Source organism: Burkholderia sp. AU31624, assembly GCF_020420065.1.
Classification (GTDB): Bacteria; Pseudomonadota; Gammaproteobacteria; order Burkholderiales; family Burkholderiaceae; genus Burkholderia.
In genome coordinates this window covers 24,617-38,635 of sequence record NZ_JAIZRT010000008.1, presented here as the reverse complement: position 1 = coordinate 38,635, position 14,019 = coordinate 24,617, and the positions used below count along the sequence as shown (strand labels likewise).

Annotated in this window: 15 protein-coding genes; 5 read left to right on the top strand and 10 right to left on the bottom strand. The window is 68.0% G+C overall.

The window, feature by feature from the left end; genetic code table 11:
• Nucleotides 1-35: 35 nt before the first annotated feature.
• On the top strand, nucleotides 36-1,310 hold the full coding sequence (locus tag LGM89_RS27235) for an APC family permease (RefSeq protein ID WP_226274553.1): 1,275 nt from the start codon (nucleotides 36-38) through the stop codon (nucleotides 1,308-1,310).
• Nucleotides 1,311-1,461: 151 nt separating this feature from the next.
• Here the strand turns inward: LGM89_RS27235 and LGM89_RS27230 are convergent, their stop codons facing one another.
• From LGM89_RS27230 to LGM89_RS27215, 4 genes are all read right to left on the bottom strand, one after another.
• Nucleotides 1,462-1,758, bottom strand: a complete 297-nt coding sequence (locus LGM89_RS27230) for an XRE family transcriptional regulator (protein WP_011658604.1) — start codon at nucleotides 1,756-1,758, stop codon at nucleotides 1,462-1,464.
• A gap of 72 nt (nucleotides 1,759-1,830) precedes the next feature.
• Nucleotides 1,831-2,190 carry a type II toxin-antitoxin system RelE/ParE family toxin gene (locus LGM89_RS27225; protein WP_226203660.1) on the bottom strand — a complete coding sequence of 120 codons (360 nt, stop codon included), beginning with the start codon at nucleotides 2,188-2,190 and terminating at the stop codon, nucleotides 1,831-1,833.
• 110 nt (nucleotides 2,191-2,300) lie between these two features.
• Nucleotides 2,301-3,287, bottom strand: a complete 987-nt coding sequence (gene pcaQ, locus LGM89_RS27220; protein WP_226274552.1) for a pca operon transcription factor PcaQ — start codon at nucleotides 3,285-3,287, stop codon at nucleotides 2,301-2,303.
• 84 nt (nucleotides 3,288-3,371) lie between these two features.
• The gene (locus LGM89_RS27215; RefSeq protein ID WP_089497163.1) at nucleotides 3,372-4,109 is read right to left on the bottom strand and encodes a helix-turn-helix domain-containing protein; all 738 of its coding nucleotides are present in this window, start codon (nucleotides 4,107-4,109) and stop codon (nucleotides 3,372-3,374) included.
• 120 nt (nucleotides 4,110-4,229) lie between these two features.
• Between LGM89_RS27215 and LGM89_RS27210 the strand changes: the two genes are divergently transcribed.
• From LGM89_RS27210 to pcaG, 3 genes are all read left to right on the top strand, one after another.
• Nucleotides 4,230-4,796, top strand: coding sequence for a YiiX/YebB-like N1pC/P60 family cysteine hydrolase (locus tag LGM89_RS27210; RefSeq protein ID WP_226274551.1), 567 nt, complete (start codon nucleotides 4,230-4,232; stop codon nucleotides 4,794-4,796).
• 274 nt (nucleotides 4,797-5,070) lie between these two features.
• Entirely contained in the window at nucleotides 5,071-5,778 is a 708-nt protein-coding gene (gene pcaH / locus LGM89_RS27205) for a protocatechuate 3,4-dioxygenase subunit beta (protein ID WP_059683235.1), read from the top strand.
• A gap of 3 nt (nucleotides 5,779-5,781) precedes the next feature.
• Nucleotides 5,782-6,375, top strand: a complete 594-nt coding sequence (gene pcaG / locus LGM89_RS27200; RefSeq protein ID WP_089442670.1) for a protocatechuate 3,4-dioxygenase subunit alpha — start codon at nucleotides 5,782-5,784, stop codon at nucleotides 6,373-6,375.
• A gap of 456 nt (nucleotides 6,376-6,831) precedes the next feature.
• Here the strand turns inward: pcaG and LGM89_RS27195 are convergent, their stop codons facing one another.
• Nucleotides 6,832-7,611 (bottom strand): AraC family transcriptional regulator, encoded by a 780-nt coding sequence (locus LGM89_RS27195; protein ID WP_226274550.1) that lies wholly within the window; start codon nucleotides 7,609-7,611, stop codon nucleotides 6,832-6,834.
• Nucleotides 7,612-7,753: 142 nt separating this feature from the next.
• On the opposite strand from LGM89_RS27195, the gene LGM89_RS27190 reads away from it, so the two are divergent.
• Complete coding sequence (locus LGM89_RS27190; protein ID WP_226274549.1) at nucleotides 7,754-8,533, top strand: alpha/beta fold hydrolase; 780 nt, start codon at nucleotides 7,754-7,756, stop codon at nucleotides 8,531-8,533.
• A gap of 38 nt (nucleotides 8,534-8,571) precedes the next feature.
• On the opposite strand, the gene LGM89_RS27185 is transcribed toward LGM89_RS27190, so the two are convergent.
• From LGM89_RS27185 to gsiB, 5 genes are all read right to left on the bottom strand, one after another.
• On the bottom strand, nucleotides 8,572-9,399 hold the full coding sequence (locus LGM89_RS27185) for a M55 family metallopeptidase (protein ID WP_226274548.1): 828 nt from the start codon (nucleotides 9,397-9,399) through the stop codon (nucleotides 8,572-8,574).
• A complete protein-coding gene (locus LGM89_RS27180) occupies nucleotides 9,396-10,478 on the bottom strand; it encodes a P1 family peptidase (RefSeq protein WP_226274547.1) in 1,083 nt (360 codons plus the stop codon). The genes LGM89_RS27185 and LGM89_RS27180 overlap by 4 nt, the downstream gene beginning before the upstream one ends.
• Nucleotides 10,478-11,371: a glutathione ABC transporter permease GsiD gene (gene gsiD / locus LGM89_RS27175; RefSeq protein WP_226274546.1), complete on the bottom strand. Its 894-nt coding sequence runs from the start codon at nucleotides 11,369-11,371 to the stop codon at nucleotides 10,478-10,480. The genes LGM89_RS27180 and gsiD overlap by 1 nt, the downstream gene beginning before the upstream one ends.
• A 7-nt stretch (nucleotides 11,372-11,378) precedes the next feature.
• Complete coding sequence (gene gsiC, locus LGM89_RS27170; RefSeq protein WP_085037810.1) at nucleotides 11,379-12,299, bottom strand: glutathione ABC transporter permease GsiC; 921 nt, start codon at nucleotides 12,297-12,299, stop codon at nucleotides 11,379-11,381.
• A 79-nt stretch (nucleotides 12,300-12,378) separates the two neighbouring features.
• Nucleotides 12,379-13,941, bottom strand: coding sequence for a glutathione ABC transporter substrate-binding protein GsiB (gsiB, locus tag LGM89_RS27165; RefSeq protein ID WP_226203676.1), 1,563 nt, complete (start codon nucleotides 13,939-13,941; stop codon nucleotides 12,379-12,381).
• Between the last annotated feature and the right edge of the window lie 78 nt (nucleotides 13,942-14,019).

The following is a 14,019-nucleotide window of genomic DNA, read 5'->3' as shown; positions in this document are numbered from 1 at the left end:
CTCGAACACAACAAGACTTCCGGAGACTGCCGTCCATGCCCTCGCATGTCGAATCGCCCGCCGCTCATCACGCGGGCTCGCTGACGATTTTCCAGGGCGCCGCGCTCTATATCGGCGCGGTGCTCGGCACCGGCGTGATCGCGCTGCCCGCACTGGCCGCCGAAGTGGCGGGGCCCGCCTCGCTACTCGCCTGGGCGGCGTTGGTCGTGCTGTCCGGGCCGCTCGCGGCCACCTTCGCCGCACTCGGCGCGCGCTATCCCGACGCAGGCGGCGTATCGACCTATGCGCGGCGCGCATTCGGGCCGAAAGCCGCGGCGATCGTCGGATGGTGCTTCTACTTCGCGGTACCGGCCGGCGCACCGGCCGCCGCCATGTTCGGCGGCGCCTACGTCGCGGCCGTCACGGGCGGCGGGCACACCACGGTCATCGTCACCGCTGCCGCGCTGATCGCGACCGTGTCGGCCGCGAATGCATTCGGCGTCACGGTTTCGGGCCGCATGCAGCTCGTGCTGTCGGCACTGCTCGTCACGCTGCTGCTCGCCGCGGTGCTCGCCTCCGCGCCGCACGCGCGCACCGCGAACCTGCATCCGTTCGCGCCGCACGGCTGGCTCGCGGTCGGCCAGGCTGCCGCGCTGCTCGTGTGGAGTTTCGCCGGCTGGGAAGCGATCACGCATCTCGCGGCCGAATTCCGCCGACCCGCGCACGACATGCCGCGCTCGGCGGGAATCGCGGTCGTAGTGGTCGGGTTTCTGTATCTGTCGGTTGCTGCCGCGAGCGTGACGGTGCTCGGGCCGTCCGCGGGCGGAACAGGTGCGCCGCTCGCCGAACTGATCGCGGGCGGCATCGGCGGCCATGCGCAGGTGCTCGCCGCCGCAGCCGCAGTACTGCTCACGCTCGGTACGATGAACGCGTATTTCGCGGGCGCGGCGAAGCTCGGCGCGGCGCTCGGGCGCGACGGCGCATTGCCCGCGTGGCTCGCGCAAGGCAGCCAGGTCGGCGGCGTCCCGCGCCGCAGCCTCGGCGTGATCGCCCTGCTCGCCGTGGTCGCACTCGCTGCGACGACGCTGTCGGACGTCGGGCCGAAGCCGCTCGTGCTCGTCACCTCCGGGTGCTTCGTGATGGTGTACGGGCTCGGTGCGGCCGCCGCGCTGAAACTGCTGCCGCGCGGCGGCATCGCACACCGTTGCGCATGGATTTCGCTGGTCGCGGTGGCCGCGCTGTTCCTGACGACCGGCTGGTACATCCTGTGCCCGCTGCTGCTCGCGGGCGGTGCGCTGCTCTATCTGCAGGTGGCCGGGCCGCGCCCGTGACCCGGCCACCTGCGCGCGGGCCGGCACGCGCCTGCTGGCGGCGACGCGCGGGCTGATCATCGCCGAACCGCTGGCCGGATTGCCGGCCACGCCGCCGCGCGCATCATGCGTAGGGGCACAGCCTCGGCCGTCCGCCGCTGCTTCGCGCCCGTCAGGCGGGCACCAGCTCGAAGCTGAGCCGTTTGCCGAGCGCGGTGGCCGCGCTCGCGAGCGTCGCCAGCGTGAGACTCGTGTCGGTTTCGTCGAGCAGACGGTTGAGCGCGGCGCGGCTGGTTTTCATCCGCGCGGCCATTGCGGTTTTCGTGATGTGCTGCGCCTTCATTTCCTGCCCGATCTGCCACGCGATCACGCGCTTGATCGCGGTGGCGGTGGCCGCTTCGAGATTGCCGTCCTCCTCGAGGAAGGTATCGAAATCGCTGCCGATATGCGGATTGTTCGTGGTCGTCATGGGTACTCCAGTACATGGCGTTGCCGGCGGCCTGACCGTCGAAGACGGCGCGTTCCGGCGCAACCGGGGAATTCAGATGGCGCGCCTCAGCGCTTTCAGGCGCGCGACGGTGACATCGAGATCGTCCGACGGCGTGGCCCGCGACTGCTTGAAGAAGCCGTGCAGCAGGACCATCGTGTCGCCGACGACCGTAAACAGCACGCGGGCGTTTCGCCCCGGCAACATCACGCGGATCTCCCACAGATCCTGCGCCATCTTCCGAACCAGCGGCATGCCGAGCGGCCAGCCGAGTTGAACGGTCTTGATCTCTTCGCCGATCGCCCTTCGCTCCGCTTGCCCGAGCGCCTTCAGCCATTCGCGCACCGGCTCGTTGCCACGGGCCGTCTGGAAGAACCGCACGCCGAGCGTGACCTGGATCTGCTGTCTCGTCATCGTCTTGACACCAATCGTACCAAAATCGGTACGATATGCCAAGCACCCCGCAGCCGGCTACTGACCGGATGGCCAATCCGGCAGCCGGGAACGGCGGGCGGTCCGCCGGCTCAATCGTCGCGACGAGCCGGCTTGCGCGCCGCGCGTGACGCCCCGCGTTCACGCGTCTCGCCGAACCGCGACCGCGCGATGTCGCGCACGGCATCGATCAGCGTCCGCGCGACCGGCGACGGCTGCGCATCGGTGCGCAGCACCAGCCCGACCGGCTCGTCGGTACCTGCCGAAGGCAGCGGCAAGCGTGCCAGCGCCCCGGCCGACAGGTCGTATTCGGCCGCATAGAGCGGCACGAACCAGACCGCGTCGTTCTCGAGCGTCAGCGCACGCGCGACCGATACCGACAACACCTCGATGAACGCATCCAGCGGCGGCACGCCGCAAGCACCAAGCAGCTGCTCGGCCGACTGGCGGATCAGCGTGCCGAACGGCGGCAGCACGACCGGATAGCGCGCAAGCTCGGCCGCCGGCGCCGCATTCGAGAGCAGCGGATGCCCGGCGCGCACGACGGCGACGAGCGGCTCGTTGTACAACTGCTCGAACGCGAGCCCGATCATCCGCTCCGGCTCCGACAGCCGCCCGATCGCGCACTCGATCGCGCCGGACTTCAGGCGCTCGAGCAGATCGGCGTTCGCGGCCGTCGCGATCCGCACGACGACGCGCGGCCAGCGCGCCGCGAGCGCCTTCATCAACGCGGGCGCGAGCGATGCCGCGACGGTCGGCAGCATGCCGATTTCCAGCGTCGCCGCGGCGGCCCCGCCTTCGCGCGCGAGCAGCCCGACACCTTGCCGCAACGCCAGCACGCACGCGTTCGCATGCGGCATGAACAGTTGCGCCTCACGGGTCGGCTGCGCGCCCTGCCGGCCGCGCTCGAACAGCTTCACGCCGAGGATCGCCTCCAGCTCGGCGATCGTTTTCGATACGGCCGGCTGCGTGATCGACAGGCTTTCGGCTGCCTTCTGCACGCCGCCCAGCTGGGCGACCGCGAGAAAGCACTGCAGGTGCCGAAACTTGACGCGGCCGTCGGCGATACGGTTATTCATAACGGGTGGTTATGCGATTGACGATGAAATGCCATTTTGCATAACTTTCCGGATAGTCCCAAGCGCTCGACGATACGTCACGCGTCACGCGTTGCGCCGCAGTGCCTGGAAGCCGGCCGGCTCCCACATCCGCTTCGCGATCAGCAAGCTGGTGCCGCGCTTCTGCGCGAGCGGGGCCGACGACGATTCCGCATGCAGCGCGGCCGCCTTGCTGCGCAGCCGGCGCAATTCCAGTTCGAGCTCGGCGGAAGCGGCCTCCGTCAGCATCCCCTGCGAGAACGTCATCGTCTCGCCTTCGCCGTCGAAGCGGCTGTCGAGGAAATCGCCGAGCGCGTGCGCATGGAAGTAACGGCGGATCGGCCCGCCCGGCAGCCAGTCGAAATCGCGCGCGACGCGCACGCGAATCCGGTCGCCCGGCAACAGCGCGACGACGTTCATCCGGTCGAGCATCAACAGGTATTTCACGCACTCGGCCTTCGTCACCTGATAGGCCGACACGATGTCCTGCACGGTCCAGTAGTTGATCGCGCAGACGGCGACCAGCAGCAGCTTGTCGTCCGACACGAGCAGCGCCTCCTGCTGCTCGGTCAGCACGTGCAGCCTCGGCGCCGACACGGACGCCTCCTGCACGAGCTCGGCCAGCGTATAGCCGAGCAGCTGGGAGATCTCCACGACGCGCTCCAGCGTGAAGCGGCCGCTGGCGAACAGCCGCTTCACGCTGGTCTCGGAAACGTCGAGCGCACGCGCGACGTCGCGGTAGGTCATGCCCTGCGCCTTCAGCTGGCGCTTCAGCATGTCGATGAGTTGGGCGGTTTCGGTCATTTTGGTATCGAAAAGTGATGCTCGAGGTCAGATATTAGGCTACCTGCGCGCGACAATGAACACATTCGGATACTTGTCTGCATAATCCGCTCCGTGCTGTCACTGAACGACGGAGCCGACATGACCACCCGAACCGACACCGCTGCCTACGAATCGCATCACCCCGCCCCGCGCGATGCCCGCGACACGGATCGCACGATGCCGCTCGCCACGGTCCGCACGCTGGCCGCCAGCGCGCACGTCGGGGATCTCGTGTTCATCCGCGTGCCGGCGAACGCGCCGCGCGACGCGGCAGGCGCGACGGGTGCGTGGGCCAATCGCTTCGGCATCGTCGTCGACACGTCGGGCGACGAGCCCGTGATCGCCGAATCCGCGTGGGCGTGGACGAAGCTCACGCCGCTGTCGCGCTTCGTCGCCCGCACCGACGGCGGACGCATCGCGCTGGCCCGTCGCGTCGCGGCGCCGAGCACCGATGCGCAGCGCCAGGTGCACGCAACGGCCGAACAACGGATCGACGCCCTGCTCGGCAACCGCTTCAACCTGCGGACGCGGCGCGGGTTCTGCGCGCGCTACGTGAGCGACGTGCTCGGTGCCGACCGGGATGCGACGCCGGCCGCACTGCTGCGCAGCGGCGTGCTGTCACTCGAATTCGACGGGATCGTGTTCGATCCCGGCCGCCCGTCATAACAGGCGCTCAGGGAGACCGGATAACAACAAGAACGACAACACAAAAAAGCGGCGACGGGCTGGCTGGAGGGCCGTGCACGGGGTCGTCACCGACGACGCGAAGCCCGATCGCTTTTTCCGCCGGACAGGCATCCTGTCCGGCGGAATTTTCATTGGCGCATCGGACATAACGAACGGTTATGCGATTCGCTAAAAAAGGTCATTTTGCATAACTTTCCGGATTGGCTACAGTCGTGCCATCCACTTCGCGAAAGACCTATCAGGAGACGCCCCGATGGATTCCCCCACGATCCTCACGCCGCGCGACTGGCCGTCGCATCCGGCCTATATCCACCCCGAGTACCGTTCGTCCGTGAAGCGCGGCCCGACGCGCCCGCTGATCCCGCTGAAGGAGAAGCTCCGCGACCAGTACGCGCCCGTCTACGGCGCCGAAGATCTCGGCGCACTCGACCATGACCTGACGAAGAACGCCGTGAAGAACGGCGAGCCGCTCGGCGAGCGCATGGTCGTGACGGGCCGCGTGCTCGACGAAGGCGGCAAGCCCGTGCGCAACACGCTCGTCGAGGTGTGGCAGGCAAACGCCGCCGGCCGCTACGTGCACAAGGTCGACCAGCACGACGCGCCGCTCGACCCGAACTTCCTCGGCGCCGGTCGCTGCCTGACCGACGACGAAGGCCGCTACCGCTTCCTGACGATCAAGCCCGGCGCATACCCGTGGGGCAACCATCCGAACGCGTGGCGCCCGAATCACATCCACTTCTCGCTGTTCGGCGATTATTTCGGCTCGCGTCTCGTCACGCAGATGTACTTCCCCGGCGACCCGCTGCTCGCGTACGACCCGATCTTCCAGGGCACGCCCGAGGCCGCGCGCGATCGCCTGATCTCGCGCTTCTCGATGGACATCACCGAAGAAGGCTATGCGCTCGGCTACGAATTCGACATCGTGCTGCGCGGCCGCGACGCTACCCCGATGGAGCGCTGAACCATGACGACGCTGAAGCAAACCCCTTCGCAGACGGTCGGCCCGTACTTCGCGTACGGCCTGTGCCCGCAGCAATACGACTACGACCTGAAGAGCCTGTTCACGCCGACGATCGCCGCGGCACACGCCGAAGGCGAGCACGTGCTGCTGGTCGGCCAGGTGTTCGACGGTGACGGCAACGTCGTCGGCGACGCGGTGCTCGAATTCACGCAGGTGGACAGCGCGGGCCGCTACCCCGCGTCGCGCGACGACATCGCGAAATCCGGCTTCACGGGCTTCGCGCGGGTCGGCACCGGCACCGATGCGCAGCAGCGCTTCGTCGTCGAGACGGTGAAGCCGGGCCGCGTCGCCGCCGGCGAAGCGCCGCACATCAACGTGACCGTGATGATGCGCGGGATCCTCACCCACGCATTCACGCGCGTGTATTTCGACGACGAAGCCGCCGCGAACGCAGCCGACCCTGTGCTGAACGCCGTGCCGGCCGAACGCCGCGCGACGCTCGTCGCGAAACGCGATGCGCAGCCGGGCCGCCCGGTCGTCTACCGCTTCGACATCCGCATGCAGGGGCCGGACGAAACCGTGTTCTTCGACGTGTGACGCGCGGGCCGGTGCACGCCGGCATCGCCCGCTACCGCACCGCCGCGTGGCGCGATACCGACAGGCATCGCGCCACGCGGCGTTTTTCCTGGTCCGTCGTCATCATTCGATGCTGCAGTGCATCGCGCCGCGTCACGGGTGCCGACGGCCTTGCCACGGGACTTCCGCCCCCGCATCGAACGCACGGTTGAAGCGCATGCTGCGAGAGCACACAAGTCGTTCGTCCGACACGATATCGTTTGCGCGTTACGTAGCGTATTCTTCGCTATCCGCAACGCTTCAATGAGATTGAATCGGAACAGGAAACAATTACGCATGTCATGCGCGACACCGCCCGGCAGGCCGTGCGCGCATTTTTTCTGACCGAGTGCCTTGAAACGCGTCTGACCGAAGTTGGCAGGCGCGTTTTTTTGCGGCAACTGGCACGCCGACGTGGCATGCGCCACTTCGTTCCGGTCAGCGCCGAATCTCCAGATAGCGGCTCGGCGTATCGCCCAGAATGCGGCGAAACGCCGACGTGAACGCGCTGGCGCTCGCATACCCGAGATCGAGCGCGACCCGCGTCACCGACTGCCCGTCGCTCAGGCGCGCGATCGCCGCGAGCATGCACACCTGCTGGCGCCATACGGCAAAACTCACGCCCGTCTGCGCCCGGAACTGCCGCGTGAACGTGCGGCGGCTCAAGCCCGCGTCCGCGGCGACCTGGTCGAGATCGGCCGCGATCGACGGCGAAGCAAGCAGGTGCCGGCACACCTTCGCCAGCCGCGCGTCGGCCGGCAGCGGCGCATGCAGCGACAGGCGCGGCATCGTCGCGATTTCCGCGACCAGCAGCGCCATCAGCTTGCCCGCGCGCCCGTCGACGTCGTACAGGGCCGGCAAGTCGATCGCATCGTCGATCAGTTGCCGCAGCAGCGCCGAAACGCCATACACACCGCACTGTTCGGGCAGGCCCGCCTCCTGCGCGGCGGCGCCGGACACGAACGTGTTGAGCATCGTGACCGGTCCGGTCATCGTCATTTCGTGCCGCACGCCGGCCGGCACCCAGCATGCGCGCTGCGGCGGCACCAGCCAGCGCCCGTGCGGCGTCGATACGCTGATCGTGCCGCGCGACGCGAACGCGAATTGCCCGCGCCCGTGCGCGTGTTCCGGAAACGTCGTGCCCGCCGCATAGTCGTTCGCGGTCACCACCACGCTCCGGGGAATGTTTTCGTAGGGATCTAGCAGCGTATTTCTCACGGCCCGAATTCCATCATCAATGACCCGATATCGAAGGCGGGTCTCCTTCGCGCGATCTACGATCCGCTCCACCCTTGCGCGACCTGACGGCCGCAAGACCCGTCGGCCTGATCGGCCGGATTACCACTGCATCGGAGCGGACATGCCGAATACGTTTCATCGCGTGGGGGACGGCCCCCACCCTGTTCTTGTACTGCCCGGCTGGTTCGGCGACGCCCACGCGTTCGAACCCGTCGAAGCGTGGCTGTCACGCCAGCACTTCAGCTATGTATTCATGGACTACCGAGGCTACGGCCGCATGCGCGACGCGGTGGGCCACTTCACGATCGACGAGATCGCCGCCGACGCGCTCGCGCTGGCCGATACGCTCGATTTCGCGACCTTCAGCATCGTCGGCCATTCGATGGGCGCGATGGCGGCCGAGAAAATCGCCGTCATGGCGCCCGAACGCGTGCGCGCGCTGGTGCCAGTCACGCCCGTGCCGTGCGGCGGCCTGCCGTTCGATGCCGAAAAACGTGCGCTATTCGAACGTGCCGCCGACCACGTCGCCGATCGCCGGACCATCATCGATCGCAGCACCGGCGGCCGCCTGCCCGCCGCCTGGGTCGAGTGGAAAGCGGCGTATTCGGCAGCCCGTTCTTCGTCGTCGGCGTTCGGCGCGTACTTCCGCGCGTGGGCCGATACGGATTTCGGCGACGAGATCGCCGGCATCCATCCGGTGAAAGTGCTGATCGGCGAGCACGATCCGGCGTTCGACGCGGCACTGATGGCCCGCACCTACCTGCGGCGTTATCCGCTCGCCACCGTCGACGTGCTGCGCAATGCGGGCCACTACCCGATGAACGAGACGCCGCTCGCGCTGGTCGCCGCGATGGAAGCGTTCCTGCTCGCCGTGACGGCGAACCCCGTCGGCAACTCCTGACGACGCGCGGCGCGCAACGGGCGTGGCGGTCATGCGCATCACCGCAGCATGAACGACATCGCCGACAAGCTGTTCAGCGTGCGCACCACATGCTCGACCGAAGGTCCGTCGAAGCGCAGCGTCACCGCATCGACGCGCTCCAGCGACGGCAGCACGCAGAACAGGTCGGCCAGCGCCGCCGTCTGCACGCGCAGCGTGCACGCGGCCGGCGCGGGCCGATGGGCGCCGGCGCGCACGCCTGCCGACAATGCGCGCGCAACCGCTTCGCGCGCAGCCGTGGCGATCCGCGCACATGACGCAGCAGGCGTGAGCGTATCGCCGCTCGACGCGCCGCCGGCCGTCTTGACCGTCTCGAAATGCGCATCCGGGAACAGCGGCTGCGTTTCCGCCGCGAACACGTCGTCGCCCGTGGCCAGCGCGACGTGCGCGCCGTATTCGCGCGCCAGCGCACCGTACAGCCCGGCTTCACCGAGTTCGACGCCGTTCAGCCAGACCTGCGTGAACGCAAAGCTGTTGATCGTGTGCGCGAGCACGCCGCGCGTCTGCGATTTCGCGTGATAGCCGATCATGAACACGAGATCGGGCTGCTGCTCGACGCCCGTCATCATCCCGAGCGTGCGCGGCTTGCCGAGGACGACACGCGCACGCGCATCGAGCCCGTCGGGCAGCAGGTTGCGGAAACCGCCGTGCGAATCGTTGACCCACACCGCCTGCGCGCCGCCCATGAACGCGCCTTCGATCGCCGCGTTCGCCTCGGCGGTCATCCAGCGGCGCGCGCGCTCGTATTCCGGATTGCCGGCGCGCGTCTGCTCGATGGCGAATACGCCGGCGACGCCTTCGATGTCGGTCGAAATCAGGATCTTCATGACTGGGTAAGACGCCCTTCGTGGCCTTCGTTGAACAGGCGATCGAGATCGGGCACCGCATCGCGCAGCGATTGCCGCACGTGGCCGTCGCGCCCGGCCACCGTCACGGCCTGCAGCAGCGCGTCGGCGATCGCATGCTCGACGCTTTCGGCCGCGGCCATGAACAACGGATCGAGCGCCGCATCGGCGACGAGGGCCGGCAGCGCGACGGTCGATGCGTCGTGCGCGATCGTGTAGGCGGTGGAGAAGGCGAGCGCGATGTCGCCGCTGCCGTGCCCGTAGACCGAGCCGGTGCGGGCCAGCCCCGCCCCGGCGCGGCGCGCGAGCCGCGACAGTTGCCGCGCATCGAGCGGCGCGTCGGTCGCCAGCAGCAGGATGATCGATCCTTGCTCCGGCGGCGCCGCATGCGCGGCCTCGGCCGCACGCCGTTGCGCGACGATGCGTCCGACCGGCACGCCGCCGAGCGTCAGCATCGGCAGCCGGCCGAAATTCGCGAGCACGAGCGCGCCGACCGTATAGGGCCGCCCCGCCGCGACGGCGACGCGCGATGCCGAACCGATCCCGCCCTTCAGGTCGAAGCTCGACATCCCGCGCCCCGCGCCCACCGCGCCGCGTGCGACGTCACGCGATGCCGCGCGGCACGCGTCGTCGTAATGCGCGGGCGTGACCGCGAACGCCTGGATATCGTTCAGATAGCCGTCGTTGCACTCGAACACGAGCGGGTTGACGGTCGACCAGTCGCGGCCGACCTGCGGATTCGCCGCGATCGCCGCACGAATCTGCGCCTGCGCGAGCGCGCCGACGCCGAACGTATTGGTGAGCGCGATCGGCGTCTCGAGCGTGCCGAGCTCGTCGACCTGCACGAGCCCGACACTCTTGCCGAAGCCGTTGATCACCGCCGCCCCCGCCGGCACCTTGCTGCGGTACACGTCGCCCGGATGCGGCTTCACGACGGTCACGCCCGTCTGCACGTTGCCTGCGTCGAGCGTGCAATGGCCGACCGTCACGCCCGGCACGTCGGCGATCGTGCCGCGCGGCCCGGACGGCAGCGTCGCCGTCCACATCGGTGCATGGCGCATCAGCGGCGCTCCAGCTTCGGATCGAGCGCGTCGCGCAGCCCGTCGCCGAGCAGGTTGAACGCGAGCACGGTCAGGAAGATCGCCAGGCTCGGGAAGATCGCGATGTGCGGCGCCGTCACCATGTCCGCGCGCGCCTCGTTGAGCATCGCGCCCCACTCCGGTGTGGGCGGTTGCGCGCCGAGCCCGAGGAACGACAGGCTCGCGGCCGTGATGATCGACGTGCCGATCCGCATCGTGAAGTAGACGACGACCGACGATACGGTGCCCGGCAGGATGTGCCGCATGATGATCGTCCAGTCCGACGCGCCGATGCTGCGCGCGGCCTCGACATAGGTCATGTGCTTGAGCATCAGCGTGTTGCCGCGCACGAGCCGCGCGAACGCCGGGATGCTGAAGATCGCGACCGCGCAGATCACGTTGACCATCCCGTTGCCGAGGATCGCCACCACGCCGATCGCGAGCAGAATGCCCGGGAACGCGAACAGCACGTCGGCCACGCGCATCGTGATGCGGTCCCACCAGCCTTCGTAGTAGCCGGCGAGCAGCCCGAAGAACGTGCCGATCACCGCGCCGAGCGCGACCGAGAAGAAGCCGGCCGCGAGCGAGATACGCGTGCCCGCGATGATCCGGCTGAAGATGTCGCGGCCGAGCGAATCGACGCCGAACCAGTGCATGGCCGACGGCCCCGCGTTCAGCGCGTCGTAGTCGAAATAGTTCTCCGGATCGAACGGCACGACGTGCGGGCCGACGAACGCCAGCACGACGAGCGCCAGCACGAAGCCGCCCGCGACGAGCGCGACGGTCTGCTTGCGGAACTTGCGCCAGAATTCGCGCCACGGCGTGCGGATCGCGGCGGGTGCGGCCGGCGCCGCGGGCTGGACTGTCGCGTTCATGTGCGCCTCACTTGAACCGGATGGTCGGGTTGATGACCGCGTACAGCACGTCGACGGTCAGGTTGATCAGGATGAACTCGAGCGAAAATAGCAACACGATCGCCTGGATCACCGGGTAGTCGCGCATCGTCACCGCGTCGACGAGCAGGCGGCCGAGCCCCGGCCAGTTGAACACGACCTCGACGACGATCGAGCCGCCGAGCAGGAAGCCGAACTGCAGCCCCATCATCGTGACGACCGGGATCATCGCGTTGCGCAGGCAGTGCTTGAGCACCACCATCGGCTCGTGCACGCCTTTCGCACGCGCGGTGCGCACGAAATCCTCGTTCAGCACCTCGACGAACGATGCCCGCGTGAAGCGCGCCATCACGGCCGCGACCGCGGCACCGAGCGTCAGCGACGGCAGCACGTAGCTTTTCCACGAACCGTCCGGCACGACCGGCAGCCAGCCGAGCTTCACCGAGAAGACTTCCATCAGCAGCATGCCGAGCGCGAACGCGGGAAACGAGATGCCCGACACCGCGAGCGTCATGCCGAGGCGGTCCGGCCAGCGGTTGCGCCATACCGCCGACGCGATGCCGATCGCCATCCCGAAGGCCGTCGCCCACACCATGCTGACGAGCGTCAGCATCAGCGTCGGCATGAAGCGCTCGCCGATCTCGGTCGAGACCGGCCGCTTGCTGCGCGTCGACATGCCGAAGTCGCCGTGCGCGATCTTCGTGAAGAAGTTCACGAACTGCGCGGGCAGCGGCCGGTCGAGCCCGAGATCGGCACGCACGAGCGCGACCGTCGCGTCGTCGGCTTCGGGGCCGGCCGCGAGCCGCGCCGGGTCGCCCGGCAGCAGGTGGACGAACAGGAACACCAGCACCGCGACGATCGCGAGCGTGGGCAGCAGGCCGAACAGGCGTTTGACGAGAAAATTCAGCATGGGGCACCGATCGAATCAGCGTGCCGGCGGCTCGCGCCGCCGGCACCGCATGGCGGACGAACCGCCGTCATCACCACTGTCATTTCAGCGAGATTTCGTCGAAGTTGAACGAGCCGTCCGGCATCACGTACGCGCCCTGCAGCCGCTTGCTGCGCGCATACACGATCTTCTCCTGGACGAGGAAGATCCACGGCGCATCGGTCCAGATCTGCTTCTGCGCATCGGCGTAGAGGTCGGTCTTCTTCGCGCGATCGACCGTCTCGAGCGCCTTCGTCAGATCGCCGTCGACCGTGTCGTTCTTGTAGTACGCGGTGTTGACGAGCTTCGGCGGCGCCGACGCGCCGGCGAGCAGCGGCGTGATCGCCCAGTTCGCTTCACCCGTCGACGACGACCAGCCGATGTAGTACATCCGCACCGGCGCCTTCGCCGGATCCGGCGCGCTCTCGACCTTCGCGACGCGCTCGCCGGCCTCCAGCGCCTGCACCTGCACCTTCACGCCGACCTGTGCGAGCTGCTGCTGCACGAACTGGATCGCCTTCTGCGATGTCGAGTTGTTATACGCGGACCACAGCGTCGTCTCGAAGCCGTTCGGATAGCCGGCCTCCTTCAGCAGCGCGCGCGCCTTCGCCGGGTCGTACGGCCACGGGCCCAGCTTCGTCGCGTAGTCGACACCCTGCGGCACCACGCCGGTGGACGGCGTCGCGAAGCCGGAGAACGCGACCTTCGCGAGCGCTTCCTTGTTCACCGCGTAGTTCAGCGCCTGGCGCACCTTCGGGTTGTCGAACGGCTTCTGCAGCATGTTCAGCGACACGTAGCGCTGCACGATCGACGGCCGCTCCACGATGTCGACCTTCGGGTTGCCCTTCAGGTCGACCGCCTGCTCGAACGGGATGCGGAACGCGAAATCGGCTTCGCCCGTCTTGATCAGCGCGGCACGCGTGTTGTTGTCGACCACCGGCTTCCAGTCGATCGCGTCGATCTTCGGATAGCCCTTCTTCCAGTAGCCGGCGAACTTCTTCACCTTCAGGTCGTCGGTCTGCTTCCATTCGACGAACTCGAACGGGCCGGTGCCGACCGGATGCAGCGCGATGTCGCGGCCCCACTTCTTCAGCGCGGCCGGCGAGATCATCACGGCCGACGGGTGCGCGAACGTGTTGATCAGCGCCGAGAACGGCTCGCGCAGCGTGATCTTCACCGTGTACGGATCGACCACTTCGGTCTTCTCGATCACGCGGAACATGTTGTAGCGCTTCAGGTGGTTCGCGGGATCGGTCACGCGGTCGAAGTTCGCCTTCACGGCCGCCGCGTTGAAATCGGTGCCGTCGTGGAACTTCACGCCCTGGCGCAGCTTGATCGTGTAGACCTTTGCATCGGGGCTCGCGTCGTAACTCGTCGCCAGCACGTTGACGAGCTTCATGTCCTTGTCGAAGCCGAACAGGCCCTGGTAGAACGACTTGACGACGGCCTGCGACACCGTGTCGTTCGCGTCGTACGGGTCCATCGTCGTGAACGTCGAATCCACCGCCATCACCGCGGTCTGCTGTGCGAACGCGGGCACTGCGGCCGACAGCGCGAACGCGCCGGCAAGCGCGACGAAACACGCGCGCGGACGAAACATCGGGAACGGATGCTGCTTGGTCATGTTGCTGGGCTCCTATCGGTGAATCGGTGACGCCTCACGGGCGTTTCGGTTTCGACTTCCTGCACGCTCGCGCATCGC

Coding starts and splice junctions, on each gene's coding strand:
- LGM89_RS27235 (WP_226274553.1), top strand. CDS start 36: ATGCCCTCGCATGTCGAATCGCCCGCCGCTCATCACGCGGGCTCGCTG.
- LGM89_RS27230 (WP_011658604.1), bottom strand. CDS start 1,758: ATGACGACCACGAACAATCCGCATATCGGCAGCGATTTCGATACCTTC.
- LGM89_RS27225 (WP_226203660.1), bottom strand. CDS start 2,190: ATGACGAGACAGCAGATCCAGGTCACGCTCGGCGTGCGGTTCTTCCAG.
- pcaQ (WP_226274552.1), bottom strand. CDS start 3,287: ATGAATAACCGTATCGCCGACGGCCGCGTCAAGTTTCGGCACCTGCAG.
- LGM89_RS27215 (WP_089497163.1), bottom strand. CDS start 4,109: ATGACCGAAACCGCCCAACTCATCGACATGCTGAAGCGCCAGCTGAAG.
- LGM89_RS27210 (WP_226274551.1), top strand. CDS start 4,230: ATGACCACCCGAACCGACACCGCTGCCTACGAATCGCATCACCCCGCC.
- pcaH (WP_059683235.1), top strand. CDS start 5,071: ATGGATTCCCCCACGATCCTCACGCCGCGCGACTGGCCGTCGCATCCG.
- pcaG (WP_089442670.1), top strand. CDS start 5,782: ATGACGACGCTGAAGCAAACCCCTTCGCAGACGGTCGGCCCGTACTTC.
- LGM89_RS27190 (WP_226274549.1), top strand. CDS start 7,754: ATGCCGAATACGTTTCATCGCGTGGGGGACGGCCCCCACCCTGTTCTT.
- LGM89_RS27185 (WP_226274548.1), bottom strand. CDS start 9,399: ATGAAGATCCTGATTTCGACCGACATCGAAGGCGTCGCCGGCGTATTC.
- LGM89_RS27180 (WP_226274547.1), bottom strand. CDS start 10,478: ATGCGCCATGCACCGATGTGGACGGCGACGCTGCCGTCCGGGCCGCGC.
- gsiD (WP_226274546.1), bottom strand. CDS start 11,371: ATGAACGCGACAGTCCAGCCCGCGGCGCCGGCCGCACCCGCCGCGATC.
- gsiC (WP_085037810.1), bottom strand. CDS start 12,299: ATGCTGAATTTTCTCGTCAAACGCCTGTTCGGCCTGCTGCCCACGCTC.
- gsiB (WP_226203676.1), bottom strand. CDS start 13,941: ATGACCAAGCAGCATCCGTTCCCGATGTTTCGTCCGCGCGCGTGTTTC.